This is a genomic window from Aminobacterium thunnarium (assembly GCF_055390565.1).
In genome coordinates this window covers 2,208,535-2,223,953 of record NZ_AP042412.1, presented here as the reverse complement: position 1 = coordinate 2,223,953, position 15,419 = coordinate 2,208,535, and the positions used below count along the sequence as shown (strand labels likewise).

16 protein-coding genes and 1 riboswitch are annotated in these 15,419 nt (G+C 40.7%); of the genes, 11 read left to right on the top strand and 5 right to left on the bottom strand.

The window, feature by feature from the left end; all coding sequences use genetic code 11:
• Nucleotides 1-3 precede the first annotated feature (3 nt).
• Nucleotides 4-921, bottom strand: coding sequence for a ketopantoate reductase family protein (locus tag ACZ5GY_RS10850; RefSeq protein WP_213695341.1), 918 nt, complete (start codon nucleotides 919-921; stop codon nucleotides 4-6).
• 142 nt (nucleotides 922-1,063) lie between these two features.
• On the opposite strand from ACZ5GY_RS10850, the gene ACZ5GY_RS10845 reads away from it, so the two are divergent.
• The 6 genes from ACZ5GY_RS10845 to ACZ5GY_RS10820 all read left to right on the top strand — a co-directional run bounded on the left by ACZ5GY_RS10845 (nucleotide 1,064) and on the right by ACZ5GY_RS10820 (nucleotide 6,815).
• Nucleotides 1,064-1,945, top strand: coding sequence for a phosphate ABC transporter substrate-binding protein (locus ACZ5GY_RS10845; protein ID WP_213695342.1), 882 nt, complete (start codon nucleotides 1,064-1,066; stop codon nucleotides 1,943-1,945).
• A 90-nt stretch (nucleotides 1,946-2,035) separates the two neighbouring features.
• Entirely contained in the window at nucleotides 2,036-2,902 is an 867-nt protein-coding gene (gene pstC, locus ACZ5GY_RS10840; RefSeq protein ID WP_213695343.1) for a phosphate ABC transporter permease subunit PstC, read from the top strand.
• Nucleotides 2,899-3,741 carry a PstA family ABC transporter permease gene (locus ACZ5GY_RS10835; RefSeq protein ID WP_213692016.1) on the top strand — a complete coding sequence of 281 codons (843 nt, stop codon included), beginning with the start codon at nucleotides 2,899-2,901 and terminating at the stop codon, nucleotides 3,739-3,741. Before pstC ends, ACZ5GY_RS10835 begins: the two co-directional genes overlap by 4 nt.
• A gap of 2 nt (nucleotides 3,742-3,743) precedes the next feature.
• Nucleotides 3,744-4,502 carry a phosphate ABC transporter ATP-binding protein gene (locus ACZ5GY_RS10830; RefSeq protein WP_213692017.1) on the top strand — a complete coding sequence of 253 codons (759 nt, stop codon included), beginning with the start codon at nucleotides 3,744-3,746 and terminating at the stop codon, nucleotides 4,500-4,502.
• Between the two features lie 21 nt (nucleotides 4,503-4,523).
• Nucleotides 4,524-4,590, top strand: a riboswitch (Fluoride riboswitch).
• Between the two features lie 50 nt (nucleotides 4,591-4,640).
• Nucleotides 4,641-5,810, top strand: coding sequence for a cation:proton antiporter domain-containing protein (locus ACZ5GY_RS10825; RefSeq protein WP_213692018.1), 1,170 nt, complete (start codon nucleotides 4,641-4,643; stop codon nucleotides 5,808-5,810).
• A 33-nt stretch (nucleotides 5,811-5,843) separates the two neighbouring features.
• Entirely contained in the window at nucleotides 5,844-6,815 is a 972-nt protein-coding gene (locus ACZ5GY_RS10820) for a biotin--[acetyl-CoA-carboxylase] ligase (protein ID WP_213692019.1), read from the top strand.
• Here the strand turns inward: ACZ5GY_RS10820 and bioB are convergent.
• Nucleotides 6,797-7,777 (bottom strand): biotin synthase BioB, encoded by a 981-nt coding sequence (bioB, locus tag ACZ5GY_RS10815; RefSeq protein ID WP_213692020.1) that lies wholly within the window; start codon nucleotides 7,775-7,777, stop codon nucleotides 6,797-6,799. The two genes, ACZ5GY_RS10820 and bioB, sit on opposite strands and share 19 nt — an antisense overlap.
• 217 nt (nucleotides 7,778-7,994) lie before the next feature.
• Between bioB and ACZ5GY_RS10810 the strand changes: the two genes are divergently transcribed.
• Complete coding sequence (locus ACZ5GY_RS10810) at nucleotides 7,995-9,242, top strand: putative DNA modification/repair radical SAM protein (RefSeq protein ID WP_213692021.1); 1,248 nt, start codon at nucleotides 7,995-7,997, stop codon at nucleotides 9,240-9,242.
• The gene (locus tag ACZ5GY_RS10805; protein ID WP_213692022.1) at nucleotides 9,239-10,039 is read left to right on the top strand and encodes a TIGR03915 family putative DNA repair protein; all 801 of its coding nucleotides are present in this window, start codon (nucleotides 9,239-9,241) and stop codon (nucleotides 10,037-10,039) included. The genes ACZ5GY_RS10810 and ACZ5GY_RS10805 overlap by 4 nt, the downstream gene beginning before the upstream one ends.
• Here ACZ5GY_RS10805 and ACZ5GY_RS10800 read toward each other — a convergent pair.
• From ACZ5GY_RS10800 to ACZ5GY_RS10790, 3 genes are all read right to left on the bottom strand, one after another.
• Nucleotides 10,023-11,636 (bottom strand): Na/Pi cotransporter family protein, encoded by a 1,614-nt coding sequence (locus ACZ5GY_RS10800; protein ID WP_213692023.1) that lies wholly within the window; start codon nucleotides 11,634-11,636, stop codon nucleotides 10,023-10,025. The genes ACZ5GY_RS10805 and ACZ5GY_RS10800 overlap by 17 nt on opposite strands.
• A 136-nt stretch (nucleotides 11,637-11,772) precedes the next feature.
• Nucleotides 11,773-12,561 carry an inositol monophosphatase family protein gene (locus ACZ5GY_RS10795; protein ID WP_213692024.1) on the bottom strand — a complete coding sequence of 263 codons (789 nt, stop codon included), beginning with the start codon at nucleotides 12,559-12,561 and terminating at the stop codon, nucleotides 11,773-11,775.
• A 20-nt stretch (nucleotides 12,562-12,581) separates the two neighbouring features.
• Nucleotides 12,582-12,836, bottom strand: coding sequence for a hypothetical protein (locus ACZ5GY_RS10790; protein ID WP_213692025.1), 255 nt, complete (start codon nucleotides 12,834-12,836; stop codon nucleotides 12,582-12,584).
• Between the two features lie 228 nt (nucleotides 12,837-13,064).
• Here ACZ5GY_RS10790 and ACZ5GY_RS10785 point away from each other — a divergent pair, with 228 nt between their 5' ends.
• The 3 genes from ACZ5GY_RS10785 (at nucleotide 13,065) to ACZ5GY_RS10775 (ending at nucleotide 15,404) form a co-directional block, all read left to right on the top strand.
• Nucleotides 13,065-13,361 carry a DUF6262 family protein gene (locus ACZ5GY_RS10785; protein ID WP_307880086.1) on the top strand — a complete coding sequence of 99 codons (297 nt, stop codon included), beginning with the start codon at nucleotides 13,065-13,067 and terminating at the stop codon, nucleotides 13,359-13,361.
• Nucleotides 13,362-13,461: 100 nt separating this feature from the next.
• Nucleotides 13,462-14,481 carry an ABC transporter substrate-binding protein gene (locus ACZ5GY_RS10780; RefSeq protein WP_464111864.1) on the top strand — a complete coding sequence of 340 codons (1,020 nt, stop codon included), beginning with the start codon at nucleotides 13,462-13,464 and terminating at the stop codon, nucleotides 14,479-14,481.
• The gene (locus tag ACZ5GY_RS10775) at nucleotides 14,481-15,404 is read left to right on the top strand and encodes a betaine/proline/choline family ABC transporter ATP-binding protein (protein WP_213692028.1); all 924 of its coding nucleotides are present in this window, start codon (nucleotides 14,481-14,483) and stop codon (nucleotides 15,402-15,404) included. The genes ACZ5GY_RS10780 and ACZ5GY_RS10775 overlap by 1 nt, the downstream gene beginning before the upstream one ends.
• Nucleotides 15,405-15,419: the final 15 nt, after the last annotated feature.

Sequence of the window (15,419 nt, the reverse complement as noted above, 5' to 3'; positions counted from 1 at the left end):
CCTCTACATTTTCAGCAATTCCTCATATACTCTCTCATAAACAGGAAGGGAAATTCCTTCATCTTGCGCCAAACGGACTACCGCTCCGACAAAAGTTTCCAATTCTGTAGAGCGACCTTTTGAAGCATCAAGTTCCATGGAAGAACGTGTATGAGGCGGAAAAGATTCTGCCTGAGCCAGAGCTTTGGCTACTGCATCATCGGGAAGGGCAACATTCCTTTTCTTTGCAAGATAACATATTTCCTTCATAAGATCGACAACCAGGTCACGACTTGTCTTCGCAGAAAGCACCGTTCCAAAATTCTCTGCTTTAAGAGTTGTAACAATCGCCATAGGACTCATAAAAATAAACTTTGTCCAAACTGCCCGATCTATGTCTTTGACCAATTCAAATAAAATGCCGGCGTTTTTCATCATATTTTCAAAAGGTAAATGCTTTTCAATGTCTCTATCTAATGGGCCTACTACCATTTTGCAGCTGCCCCCAACTTGCCTGATCACACCAGGGGATTCGATATATGCAGAAATGTAGACACATCCATTAAAGGGAATGCCCGTGAGTTTTTCTTTCTGAAGAATATCTACATTGTCTACACCATTCCCAAGTGGAATCAAAAGTGTTTTATCATGACACAAGGGATATACACTCTTTGCCAGAGAGGGCAAATCGTAGCCTTTGACAGCGAAAAAAATGACATCCACGAGACCTATCTCTTGAGGGCAATCCGAAATAATGTGAGGATGAGCGATAAAAGATTCATGAGGCGTTGTCACTTTTAGCCCTTTTTTCTGAATACTTTCCATATGCTCTCCCCGACATAAAAAGCAAATCTCGTGCTCCGATGACGCTGAGTAAGCAGCAGCAAGACGTCCTCCGAAATATCCTCCTACTCCGCCTAGTCCGGCAATACAGATACGCATAGAGAGACACTCCCTTCATTAATTTGCCTTTTTCATTCTATTATATTCGACATTATTGTGATCACATAGACAAAGTTATCTTTACAGATTACAATAGTCCAACATAAACTATAGGCATACTATTTATAGGAGGGAATTATAATTGAATAAGATTTTTCGTTTTTTATTCGCTTCTGTCATGATTATGAGTCTTATTATTGCGGGAAACCAGCTCGCTGTAGCCGCAGATGGTCAGATTTTCTTTAAAGGGTCATCTACTCTTGCCCCAGTTGTTTCACAAGTGGCACAGCAGTTTATGGGAAAATATGGTACATGGAATAAAGTTGAGGCATCTCTTCCCGACGCCAAAATCGAAATTTTTGTCTCCGGGGGCGGTTCTGGAGAAGGGGTAAAAGCCGTTCTTGATGGAACAAGTAATTTTGGTATGACAGCTCGTGCCGTTAAAGCAGAAGAGAAAGAAGCAATCGGAGATTATCACGAGTTCCATATTGGGACAGACGCTCTGACCATTTCGGTTCACCCTGACAATAAGGTCTGTCAGATAAAGCCCAACCTCATTAAAGATGAATTGATTAAAATCTTTAGCGGCGAATACAAAACATGGAACGATCTTGATCCGACATTACCTAAAGAAGAAATTGTTGTTGTTATTCGAGATATTGGCGGTGGAGCTCACGAAGTCTTCCAGAAAAGTGTTATGGGAAAAGTAGATGTAACACCCAATGCGATTCAATCTCCATCTATGGGAGCTCTCGTTACCAAAGTCATGGAAAACAAAAATGCCATCGGTTACGCTTCTTTTGGCATGGTTAATGTAAACAAAGGGAAAATTATTCCTCTTAAAGTTGATGGAGTGGAACCTACCGTTGAAAATATTCTTAATGGAACATATTATGTTTCACGGCCACTTCTTATCGTCAAGAAAGGGAATATGTCTCCTATAGAAAAGGCTTTTATTGATGAACTACTTTCTGCTGAAGGCATGAAAATTGTGGAGCAGATGGGATTCGTACCTGCAAAGTAAAATGTGCCTTTGATCATTAAGGTTTTCTCAAGGCCGGGGGGAATCCTCTCCGGCCTTTTCTCATAGCTATGCGAGGAGGCTTTTGAGAGCGTGAAAAAAGAACGAATTTTTGTATGGACTTGCAAGGCTATTACATTGCTGGCTATTTCTTTTTTATTCTTTATCTTTCTTTTTATTGCAAAAGAAAGCTTTATATTTTTTCAGAAGACGTCACTCCTTCATTTTTTAACGGGGTCACGATGGAATCCTATTGCAGATCCACCAGCTTTCGGCCTTCAACCGATGATATGCGCCACTGTTTATGTTTCTCTTCTTGCAGCACTTATTGCTCTTCCTATCGGTGTCGGAATGGCTATTTTCCTATCGGTTTTAGCCCCACAAAAAATCCAACGGATACTTCTTCCTCTTATTGATCTCATGGCCGGTATCCCATCTGTTGTCTATGGTTTTGTAGGCCTTATGATTATTGTAAAGTTTTTTGAGACTCATTTTTCATGGTCCTCTGGAGAATCCGTACTTACCGGTTCAATTCTTTTAGCCATCATGATCTTGCCTTATATCGTCTCTACGTGCTGTGAGTCTATGACCAAAGTTCTTCATCATTATCAACAAACATCACGAGCCCTAAGTGTCTCAAGATGGCATATGATACGTTATTTAGTTATTCCTTCAGCAAAAAAGGCAATTCTAGCGGCACTAATCTTATCCCTTTCTAGAGCCATGGGCGAAACTATGGCTGTAATGATGGTGATTGGGAACAGCCCAATATTTCCTCATCTTTTTCGAAAAGCTGAGACTATACCTGCTCTCATCGCTTTGGAAATGGGGGGCGCTGCCGTTGGTAGCTTACACTATCAGGCTCTTTTCGCAGCTGGATTTATTCTCATGTTTGTACTCTTTGCCTTTAATTCTTTTTTCTTTTTTATCCGCAAGCGTATTGAGGAGGGAATAAAATGAGAAATAATAACGGCAAAACTTCTCACCTATCCCTTCGGCTCTGGCTTTTTTTAAGCGTCTTTCTTGTTATGGCGTCTTTATGCGTTATTTTTGGATATATTTTTATTCAGGGAGGAAGCGAACTTTCCCTTTCTTTCCTTACAAATATGCCACAGGGTTTTCCTTTAGGCATAGATGGAGGAATATGGCCCGCTATTGTGGGGAGTTTCTGGTTTACTACGATTGCCTGCATATTCGCCTCCTTTCTGGCTCTTCCTACAGCAATCTTTCTTGCCTTTTACGCTAAAACAACACGAATTGTATCTCTTTGCCATTTTTTCATTCACTCTATGGCTGGAATACCTTCGATTATTCTGGGGCTATTTGGTTATACGTTTTTCGTCGTTACACTTGATTTCGGCGTATCGATCTTGTCAGGAGGACTTATTCTTGGAATCATGATCTTTCCATTTATTGAGGTGCGCGTCGAAAAAACTCTTTTGGAGTTCCCCAAGAATATTATGCAGGCCTCTATTAGTTTGGGCATTACAAAAACGTGGACACTTTTTCACCTGATCCTTCCAGGGTGCATTGGCAATATTGCCAGTGCCATTGCTCTTGGAGGAAGTTTTGCTATGGGTGCAACTGCTCCTATTCTCTTCACTGGGGCAGTTCTCTTCGCTCCATCCCCCCGTTCTATTTTTTCTCCAGCAATGGCTTTGCCCAACCATCTTTATATTCTTGTAGGGCAGGGGGTATCGATTTCCAAAGCATATGGAACCGCTCTCGTGCTTATTATTCTTTTACTCGTTCTCAACATAGTGCCCCTTGTTATAAAAATGTACAGAAAGGAGAGGTAAAAATGCTCCCTATTCTCGAAATTCGTCAGCTTGCCGTTGCATTCGATAATAAAAAAATTCTTAAAAAGATCGACGCAAATTTCTACCCGCATCAAATTACAGCTATTATCGGCCCTTCCGGATGTGGAAAATCCACATTTCTCAAAAGCCTTAATCGTCTCATAGAAGACGAACGAGGGGTGTCTCTGAGCGGTCAGATTCATCTTGATGGGGAGGATACTTTTACGCTAAGTCCTGAGGAAGTACGTCGTCGTATCGGCATGGTCTTTCAATCACCTACCCCCTTTCCTCTCTCTATTTACGACAATATGGCGTACCCTTTGCGTTATCATGGACACGGCGCGAAAAAAAATAAGAAAAGCCTTGATAGCATAATTCGTAATAAACTTGAGGATGTAGGGCTTTTCGAAGAGGTCGAAGATAATCTGGCGATGAACGCGACTCTTCTTTCTGGAGGACAGCAACAGAGACTCTGTATCGCCCGAGCTCTCACTGTAGAACCAGAAATACTGCTTCTGGACGAACCCTGTTCCTCCCTTGACGTTAAGAACACACAAAATATAGAGATGATGCTTCGCACTCTATGCCAACAATATTCTATTATCATTGTTACCCATAATCTTTTTCAGGCACGTCGTATTTCTCATCAAACACTTTTCATGCTTGATGGGGAAATTATAGAAGCAGGTTCCACAAAAGATCTTTTTGAAAATCCTCGCGATAGTAGAACAGCGGAGTATATTTCTGGCATTTACGGCTAAAGTGTTATATAATACTCGCCTATAAGAATTGGTGATGGAGTTCACCATAAATGCTATAAACGACAAAGCTGATGACTCCTACAAGTGTAAGTGCTTGTAGGAGTCATTTTTGTATTCTATATGAAGGAGTGTTTTCTCATGGCTTTTAGTCTCGCTGTTATTTTATTATTCGCTCTACCAACAAATAAAATTTTTGAAACATTGAAAATGCCCGGTTTATTGGGAACCCTACTTTTAGGTATTGCTATAGGCCCATATGGTTTAGATTGGCTTCAACCTGAACTTCTAAATGTATCAGGAGATCTAAGAAGAATCGCCCTCATTATTATTTTGTTGCGCGCAGGATTGGGAATAAATAGAGATGACTTGAAGCAGAATGGGATCGCAGCCTTAAAGATGAGTTGTTTGCCTGGTTTACTAGAAGGAGCAACCATAGCATTTATCTCAGTAAAGCTATTAGATTTTTCTTTAATTCAAGGAGGCATACTTGGTTTTATTCTTGCAGCAGTATCCCCTGCTGTAGTTGTCCCTTCTATGCTTAATTTAATTAAAAGTAAAATCGGGACAGAAAAAAGAGTTCCAAGTCTCATTATTGCAGGAGCATCCATCGACGATGTTTTTGCTATCACAATGTTAAGTGTCTTTTTAGGTTTATATAGTGGAGCAAGCATAAATATTGGCATAAAAATATTGAGTATTCCAATTTCCATATTACTAGGTTTCATGGTAGGTATTGTAGGTTTTGTTGTAGTACATATTTTTAAGAAATATCAGATGAGAGATACCCAAAAAGTCTTATTAATTTTAGCTCTTGCCGTATTGATTTCCGAACTTGAATTTCTATTTAAAACCAAAATTGAAATTGCATCATTACTTGGCGTTATGACTATGGGGTTTATCATATCGGAGAAAATACCTTCTGTTGGAGAACGTTTAGCCCAAAAACTTAACAAAATATGGATTTTTGCCGAAATCTTGCTTTTCGTCCTTGTAGGTGCCCAAGTAGACGTAACATTAGCGCTTAAAGCAGGAGGAGTAGGTATTGTTATAATTGGAATTGGATTGATCGGTAGGAGTATCGGCGTTCTTTTTTCTCTTTTGGGAACAAATCTCAATTGGAAAGAACGGCTCTTTTGCATAATTTCTTATTCCCCGAAGGCTACTGTACAAGCAGCTATGGGAGCAATACCGCTATCATTAGGGGTTGAGTCAGGAGATATTATCTTAGCTATAGCCGTATTATCTATACTTATTACTGCTCCATTAGGGGCCATCGGTATTCGATACTCCGCTAAAAAGCTTTTATAAGAAAACTAATTAAAAATTGAAGGAGCGATCCTTTTGAAAAAACACATTTTAACTCTCTTAAAACAAGCTCAGGGAAACTATGTTTCTGGACAAGACCTCTGTGAACATCTTGGTGTAAGTCGAACTGCCGTGTGGAAACATATCAATCAACTTCGTGAAGAAGGCTACGCCATCGATTCTTCTGCCCGAAAGGGGTATAGGCTTATTGATGTTCCTGATCTCTTAAACGAATATGAAGTTGAACCGTTACTAACTACAGAAAATATTGGTCATCCTATTATTCATCTAGATGAAGTCACTTCAACGAATATCGAAGCCAAAAAGCAGGCTCGTGAAGGGATAAAAGAAGGAACCGTTATCGTTGCTGAGCACCAAACCGAAGGACGGGGCCGTTCGGGAAGATCCTGGTTCTCTTCTCCTGAGTGGGCTATTCAAATGTCTTTAGTCCTTCGACCTAAAGTATCACCAGCCTTTGCCGCATCAATTACCCAGGTTGGAGCTGCTGCAGTAGCAAAAGCATTGGAAAGCCTTGGGCTTTCCCCTCAGATAAAGTGGCCCAACGACGTTCTTATTGGGGGGAAAAAAATCTGTGGAATTCTCACAGAGATGAGTTGCGAACTTGATCATATAAGCCATATTGTTATAGGAATCGGGATCAATGTAAATACTCCCTCATTCCCTGAGGAAATCGCATCTGTCGCAACGTCCGTTCGTATAGAACTGGGGGGGGAACACTGCAACAGAAAAGAGCTTATGGCTGCCGTTCTGAACGCCTTCGAGCCTCTTTATATCGACTTTTTAAAAGGGGGATCCCAGCCAGAATATCTTTCTATTTGCCGCCACCTTTCAAATCTCATGGGACAATTCATTACATATGAGACATCACAAGGAATACGTTCCGCCCAAGCTGTCGACATCGACAATATGGGACGCCTTATCATTCGTCACGAGGATGAAACAACGGAAGCTCTGCTTTCCGGAGAAGTTCATATATTAAGATCGTGAGAACGGATTTTCAACGCTGAGTCTTGAAGCATTTTCATATCGCTTTCAACTGACTCTCCTGCTGTTGTTAAATAGTCACCAGTCAAAAGGCCGTTAATTCCTCCCCGCAATCCCAAGAAGACTTTTGTGCCAAGAGCCTTTCGCCCTCCTGCATAACGGATTGTAGCTTGAGGAAGTAAAAAACGAATAAGAGCTCCCGTAAGCAAAATTTCGTCTTGGTTAAGCAATGGATTTTTTGCGAAGGGAGTTCCTTCTATAGGAGAGAGAATATTTAAAGGAAAGGAGCTCACTCCTATGTCGGCAGCTAGAGAAGCCATTTCAAGCCTATCCCGCAAGCTTTCACCTAAGCCAATAATGCCACCAGAACAAAGTTCAAGATGTGCAGAACGGGCAAAAGAAAGGCTTTTCAACTTATCTTCAATAGAATGGGTTGTACAAATAGAAGGGAAAAAACGGGGGCTCGTTTCAAGATTGCAATGATATCGTGTAAGGCCAGCCTGGGCAAGCTTTTTTGCTTGCCTTTCCGTAATAAGCCCATGGGAACCACAAAGTTTGAGAGATGTTTCTTTACTCAAACGCTGATATATACGACATAAATGTTCAAGATCACTATCGCTTAAACCTCGTCCACTTGTAACAAGTGAAAAACGATGAACACCAAGCTTTTCATAATATTTAGCAGCTCTTAAGACTTCTTCCTCGCTAATAAGAGGTGTAACATTACAAGACGTATTCCAATGAACTGATTGGGCACAAAATGCACAATTTTCGCTGCATTTTCCTGAGCGAGCATTAACAATAGAGCATAACTCGACATCTGAATGTGAACAATTTTTCGTCACTTGATCCGCTGCAGAAAGAAGAGCTGAAAGAGGTTCCTTTGAGGATAATAAAAGAAGGTCTTTTATAGGAATAGGTTTTCCAGAATATATATTGTCCAAATACACATGAAGAATACTCATAGTTCTGTCAACCCCTAACAAAATATTAGTTGACAAAACTATAAAGGCTTCATCTACCTATGTCAATTCATTTTTAATTGGGCTAATAAGAGAGAAAAGATATAATTGAGTCTGGGAGAGGAGACTCCCCGGGAATACCCCCGAAATCGCATTCCCGGGGCTGCAGCCGTCCCCAAACCATAATAACAGTATCCTCAAAGAATGGAAGAGGAGAAATATGAACACGGAAGGAAAACTTGCAATTCTTGCTGATGCAGCCAAATATGACGTGTCGTGTTCTTCCAGCGGGAGCCGGCGTAAAAATACCACAGGTGTTGGAAACGCGAGCCTGGGCGGTATCTGTCATACATGGACTTCCGATGGGAGATGCGTTTCTCTATTAAAAGTTCTCTTCTCAAATGATTGTATCTTCGACTGTGCCTACTGTGTAAACCGACGGAGTGTCGATCGCCCCAGAGCAACATTTACGCCCGAAGAACTTGCAGAACTCACCATCAATTTCTATCGTCGTAACTATATTGAAGGCCTTTTTTTGAGTTCTGGCGTTTATAAATCTCCCAACTACACAATGGAATGTCTTATACGAACATTACTTTTGCTACGGAAAAAATACAACTTCGGAGGCTATATTCATACTAAGGCTATTCCAGGTGCTGATCCGCAACTTCTTGAAATTGCAGGACAATATGCCGATCGTATGAGCGTCAATATTGAGCTTCCATCAGAAAAAAGCTTAAAACTTCTGGCTCCTCAAAAAAGTAAACAAGCCATTCTCAAACCCATGAGTTACCTTTCATCACGCATAGAGGAAAGCCTAGAAGAAAAACCCACATGGAGAGGAAAAAAGAAGCCTCTTTTTGTCCCTGCAGGGCAAAGTACCCAATTGATTGTAGGAGCAACTCCTGAAAGCGACCTTTCTATTCTTCGTCTTTCAGAAAATTTGTACTCCCGCTTTAACTTGAAAAGAGTCTATTACTCTGCCTATGTTCCAGTGTCATCAAATCCTTTGTTGCCAGCTCTTTCTTCCCCTCCACTTCTTCGAGAAAATCGAATATATCAAGCCGATTGGCTTTTGAGATTTTATAAGTTTAAAGCTGAAGAGCTGCTTGATGAAAAACAACCTCACTTTAATCTGAATATTGATCCAAAAACGGATTGGGCATTAAGAAATCTTCATTTTTTCCCTGTAGAAATCAATAAAGCTTCCTACGAGATGCTGCTCCGCATTCCTGGTATTGGCGTCATATCTGCTAAACGTATTATGACAGCCCGTAAAAATGGAATTATTCGCTTCGACCTACTCGCACGATTTGGTGTCGTTATGAAAAGAGCCCAATATTTCATTACATGTAATGGTGTCTTTCATGGAGATCGCTCTATGAATGAAAATCACCTTCGCGCACACTTTGAAGCGCCGTCAAAGAGTGATTTTGTGAAGAGGCAGCTTTTCTTATTTCAGCTATGACAACGTATATTTATGACGGCTCATTTAATGGCATGCTTTGCCTTATATTCGAAGCTGCATTACGGCAAAAAAGACCTCAAAATATTATTGCTCGGTCAAAAGAGGGACAACAAAAAAACCTTTTTGAAGGAGTTGAAGTTGAGACACGATCAAAAATTGCTCAAGCGGTCTATCACGTTCTAGAAGAACACACAAACGGGGAGACATTAATCACCGTTTTTTACGCACTTCATGCTCACCTTTCCCATATCGATTTAAGCGTCTTCAATTATCTAGAGCTTGCGTGGCAAAAAAGGAAAAACATTAACGGTCTTCTCTCTGACGAACGCGTTCTTTATATACTTGACGCACGTCGAAAAGTTTCACGTGAACGCCACATGTTCTGTGGGGTTCTTCGCTTTCGTGATGTAGGCGGTATTTACTACGCAACGATAGAACCAGAACACTATATCCTTCCCCTGCTTGGAGGGCACTTCGAAAAGCGCTTCCCTCACCAGAATTGGATTATTCATGATGTAAAACGAAGCAAAGCTCTCATATATGACCAAAGGGAATGGTATGAAACTGAATTTTCACCACGATCCATTCCTCAAAATACAAGTGACGAACAAACATACCAAGAGCTATGGAAAACCTTTTTCCATAGCGTCACTATTACCTCGCGGACTAATCGTGGCCTTCAAAAAAGAAATATGCCATTGAAATATTGGAAATATCTGACTGAAATGGAAGAAAAAATCCCGGAAACTTCACAAGAAGTCCCCGGGCAAGAAAATCTACCTAATGATGAGTTTTAGCAATATCCAACGCTATAAAAGACAAATTGTGAGCATGATCTCCTATTCGTTCGAGATTGCTCAGTATATCAATAAAGATAACACCTGCAGAAGGATTGCATTCCCCCCTGTTTAGCCGTCGAATATGGCTCTTTCGAAGGGTTTTTTCCTTTCTGTCCACTTCGACCTCTAAAACATCAATAACTTCGTGAGCTTTCTTTACATCTTCATCAGCAACCGATTCCAAACTCAATGTCACCGAAGTAAAGACGGTATTGAACATATCTTCGAATTCCGCCATAGCGACAGGAGAGAAATCGAGTCGATGTTCCTTCTTGTAATCATAGAGCTCTATCAAGTTCTGACAATGGTCTCCCACGCGTTCTATGTCACTAATGCCATTTACATAAGCAGAAAGGACAACTGATAGCTCGCTTGACAGCCCTTCTTGCCATATTTCTGCGGAATATCTGGCTATGGCATGAGTTAGTTCATTCAATATTTTTTCAGACTCATTCACTTGCTCAATCATTTTGGGATCGTCGTTCATAAAAGCTCTTTTTACATCCTGCAGCATTGAGAGCGCGATAGCTCCCATATGGGCAATTTCTTTTTTTATGGCGTCTATTGCTGCTGCTGGGGAGGCTGAAACAAGTTTGGGATCGAGAAACTGGGGACCGACACTGAGCGCGCTGCTTTTCCCTGGAACAAGTTTTTGAATGAGTTTTACAAAAGGAGAAGTAAACGGAAGGAACAAACATGTATTTGTCACATTAAAAAGAGTATGAGCATTGGCTAATTGCCTTGCAATATCTGGTGATGTTAGTGAAACTACTGTTTTAAAAAGAGGTAAGGCCATCATAAAAACGCTAACACCTATAAGGTTGAACATTACGTGAGCGGCAGCCGCTTGTTTCGCAGATCTGTTTGACCCCAAAGAAGCAATGACTGCAGTGATTGTCGTTCCTATATTATCGCCAAGAAGAATCGGAATAGCAGCGTCTAATGATAAGAGACCTTGGCTCGCCATGGCTATTGTAAGGCCGATGGTAGCGGAACTTGCCTGAACAACCATAGTTACAATTGTTCCGACTAGAACTCCAAGAAGAGGATTATGACTAAACATCATGAAAAGGTCTTGTCTCCCCCTCAAGAAATCCATTGCCCCTTCCATTGTTTGCATGCCAAGGAACAAAAGACCAAAACCAACTAAACCATTGCCTATGTACTTCTGCTTTCTGGATTTGCCAAAAACAGCCAAAATCATTCCAATACCGATAACAGGAAGGGCGAAATTTTTAATCTTAAACGCTATAATCTGAGCGATAACCGTCGTTCCTATGTTGGCTCCCATAATAACGCCTACAGCTTGCTTCAGGGTCATGAGACCCGCATGTACAAAGCTTACAGTCATTATGGTTGTTCCGCTACTGCTTTGAATAAGAACTGTTACCAATGTCCCAATAAGAACCCCACGAACAGGGGTGCTCGTGAGAGAACCTACTAACTGGCGCATTCTGTCTCCTGCCAGATCTTGCAAAGCATCGCTCATAAGCTTGATGCCAAACAAGAACAGACCAACGCCCCCTAAAACCTGAAATGCATTTGAGAGTGGCACCGCACAAATCCCTCCGAAAATAAAATTATAAAAACATCGCTTAGTGAACGTATAGTAAAAATCCACGCTAACTCTAACATACTCTACTCTAAGAATGCTAGTTTTTTCTGCTAAAAGCTACAAATCAAAAAAATTTCTACTTTAAAAATCTGCTGATAAAACTCTGCAATTCTGTATGTATCAATTTATTTGTGCAAAGAATATGCTGGTTATCGAGATCTTGTATGGGTAATCCTTTCCAATTAGACGCTTTTCCGCCAGCTTCTTCCATAAGCAAAAGTCCCGCATAAAAATCCCACGGTTTCAAATCCATTTCGAGATAGCCGTCCAAACGTCCACAAGCCACATAAGCCATGTCAAGGGAAGCAGCCCCTCGCCGCCGTACATCGTGGCACTTCTCGTAAATTTTTGTCACAATGGAAATTTCTTCTTTGCCCAATTTTTTATCGTAGGCAGTACCAAAGCCAATAAGACTTTCTGAAAGAGAGCCAGTTTGAGATACGCAAATGGGATCCCCATTTAAATAAGCCCCCTTATCTTTTACTGCAGAAAAAAACTCTTCGTTTATGGGGTCATAAATATACCCTTGTTGGATTGTGTAATTTTCAATATAGGCAAGAGAAATGGCAAAAGCCGGATACCCGTGGTAAAAATTTACTGTTCCGTCAATAGGATCAAGAACAAAAGCTTCTCTCTCCAATTGAAAGGAACTTCGAGACGAAGAAGACTCCTCTGCAATAATCATACTTCCAGGGAAAAATTTTCTTAGCTGTTCTGTGATAAAAGATTCAACCTTCATATCTGTAAACGTAGTGTAATCAGACTGAGAGCGGCGAGAAGCAATATGAGTGTCTCTCTCTTTCGTTATGATTTCTCCTGCTTCATATAAAAGAGACGTTATTATTTTTACAGTAGAATTTTCCACTCCTATTTTCTCCTTTAAAGTTACTTTTCCGTCAAAATAATAGAAACATGCTTATTTCTATGTTTTTCTGCTTTTTTTAAAAATTCAGTAACAATCTCAAAAGGCAAATTATATTCTACCGCTATCTCCGTTATATCATCCCCTATTTTTTGCCAAAAAAGGTGAGGTTTCATGGCTCTTTTTTTCTCCTCTTCACTTGGCACAATTGAATAGACCAGCAATTTTTTTCCGTTGGGAGATTCTGTTGAAACTATAATTTCCCATGAATATCTCATTATTTTTCCTCCTCGTGCCGATCCTCTCTGAAAATTGAAGGCGACCTCGATAATATAATGAAACCCTTAGGAATGAAAGGGGTAAAAAAGTTTCAATAATGCACTACTTTTTCACAATTCAATCAATAAACCTTGACCTCAGTTTTATCACGTGTTATTATTTCCCCGCTACTTCTGTAGCGAAAATGACGCATAGAATACAGAATAAAAGGAGGAAGGTGAAAGAAGCTGGGAGATAAACAAACAACAAAAAAAGAGAAAATAGAGCTTATACAGGCAGTGCAAGAAGCTCTTAAAGAATTAAAGACATCGCAACAACATATTGATTTTAAGGCTGTTTCGCAAAAATTGGGCATAGCCCGTTCTACCCTTTATCGAAATCCCATTGTAAGGGAAGAAATCACTGCTGCTCGAGAAGCATCTCGGGCCACGTCAACGTCCTTATCGGAACTCCAGGAAGAAATACGACATCTCAAAGAAAGAGTTCAAAAGCTAGAAGAACTCTCTCGTCAATGGGAGCCCTAATAAACTCCCAATTCTTTCTATCAATACGTGCATGGCGCCACTGTCAGAAAATGTTTCTGATGTTTAATTTTTATATTCCACGAAGGAGGTTAGAGTTTTAATGAAAACTCATCTTTTGAAAAGAACCATCGTGGCTGCAGTTTGTATGGTATCTGTTATGTTCTTGGGATCAATCGGTGCAGAGGCGGCGCGCCCTGTAACTTTTATTGATTTCAGTTGGGACAGTGTGCAGGTGCATAATCGAATTGTTGGCTATATCTTAACCTACGGTTATGAGAAGAAAGTCGACTACATGTTTGCTGAGTCTCTTCCAGGTCTTATGGGAATTGAACGAGGGGATGCAGACATTACTATGGAACTTTGGGCAGACAATTTTCCTGAGTGGTGGCAAGAAGCTCAAGAAAAAGGAAAAGCAAAGAGTCTGGGACTAAACTACCCTGACGCACCCCAAGGTTGGTATGTTCCTCGCTACATTGTTGAAGGAGATAAAGAAAAAGGCATAAAGCCACTTGCTCCAGACCTTAAAAGCGTCTTTGACCTCCCAAAATATTGGGAACTCTTCAAAGATCCAGAAAAACCTTCAAAAGGGCGCTTATATAACGGCCCTGCCGGCTGGAATATAAACTCCATCAATTCAGAGAAGGTAAAAGCCTACGGATTAGATGAAAAATTTACCGCCTTTGATCCAGGTTCTCAAACTGCTCTAGCCGCAGCTATTGCTTCCGCTTACGAGCGAGGAGAACCAGTTTTAGCCTATTATTGGGAACCTACAGCAATTATGGGCATGTACGATATGGTAAAACTTGAAGAACCGCCATACAGCAATGATTTATGGGGAACAACGTATCGCTGTGCTTGCCCCTCAGTCGAAGTACTTGTTCTGGTAAACACAAAATTTGCTGAAGCAAACCCCGAAATCACAAAATTCTTAGAACGTTATGAAACAACTCTTGATCAAAACAATAAAGCCCTCGCTTATATGAAAACACATAACGTTGATGCTCACCAAGCAGCCATCTGGTTCCTTAAAACCTACAGTGATAACTGGAAAAATTGGGTACAGGACGAAAACGTTATAGCAAATGTAGAAAAAGCTCTGGAAGAGGAGGCGATAAAATAGTGAATTCCATCTCTAAAAAAAAGAAAATCTTAGAAATACATGATCTTTGGAAGGTCTATACAAAAACAGATATAGATATTGATGTAGAGAACGAAGATATTATTACGGAACTTGATGAATCTGATGATGCTGTTGTGGCTGTAAGGGGTGTTTCTCTTACAGCCAGGCAAGGAGAAGTCTTCGTTATTATGGGACTTTCTGGAAGTGGAAAATCTACTCTTATTCGTTGCATTCTTCGCCTCATAGAGCCGACATCCGGCGAAATATGGGTTAATGGACAAGAAGTCACTTCTCTGTCTCAAAAAGGCCTCACGGAATTCAGACGAAAACAGATCGCCATGGTCTTTCAGCACTACGGACTTCTGCCTCACAAAACAGTAATTAACAATGTAGAATTCGGACTGAAGCTCCAGGGAATCCCGGAAAAAGAACGAAGAGCGCGTTCTAAAATTTCACTTGAACGCGTCGGCCTTAAAGGATGGGAAAATTACTATCCTGGTTCGCTGAGCGGAGGGATGAGGCAGCGTGTCGGTATCGCAAGGGCTCTTGTTATGGATACACCTATCCTTCTTATGGACGAGCCTTTCAGTGGTCTTGATCCTTTGATCCGCCGAGAAATGCAAGATGAATTAATTCGATTACAAAAAGAGCTTAAGAAAACTATTTTCTTTGTAACTCATGATCTTGATGAAGCAATGCGAATGGGAGACCGTATGGCTGTAATGAAGAATGGATCTATCGTACAAATGGGAGCTCCTGCTCAAATTCTCGCAAATCCTGCAGATGAATACGTGGCCCGTTTTGTTCAGGATAAACGGCGCCAAATACAGATGGCTGATGAAGGAGCCTTTATATCTGATGATGAAAGCATTGATGAAATACCTGATGAAGGAGTGATGAATCATATTTCCAGAAACGTTTGAATTTCATGTTGCAAG

Coding starts and splice junctions, on each gene's coding strand:
- ACZ5GY_RS10850 (WP_213695341.1), bottom strand. CDS start 921: ATGCGTATCTGTATTGCCGGACTAGGCGGAGTAGGAGGATATTTCGGA.
- ACZ5GY_RS10835 (WP_213692016.1), top strand. CDS start 2,899: ATGAGAAATAATAACGGCAAAACTTCTCACCTATCCCTTCGGCTCTGG.
- ACZ5GY_RS10830 (WP_213692017.1), top strand. CDS start 3,744: ATGCTCCCTATTCTCGAAATTCGTCAGCTTGCCGTTGCATTCGATAAT.
- ACZ5GY_RS10825 (WP_213692018.1), top strand. CDS start 4,641: ATGGCTTTTAGTCTCGCTGTTATTTTATTATTCGCTCTACCAACAAAT.
- bioB (WP_213692020.1), bottom strand. CDS start 7,777: ATGAGTATTCTTCATGTGTATTTGGACAATATATATTCTGGAAAACCT.
- ACZ5GY_RS10810 (WP_213692021.1), top strand. CDS start 7,995: ATGAACACGGAAGGAAAACTTGCAATTCTTGCTGATGCAGCCAAATAT.
- ACZ5GY_RS10805 (WP_213692022.1), top strand. CDS start 9,239: ATGACAACGTATATTTATGACGGCTCATTTAATGGCATGCTTTGCCTT.
- ACZ5GY_RS10790 (WP_213692025.1), bottom strand. CDS start 12,836: ATGAGATATTCATGGGAAATTATAGTTTCAACAGAATCTCCCAACGGA.
- ACZ5GY_RS10780 (WP_464111864.1), top strand. CDS start 13,462: ATGAAAACTCATCTTTTGAAAAGAACCATCGTGGCTGCAGTTTGTATG.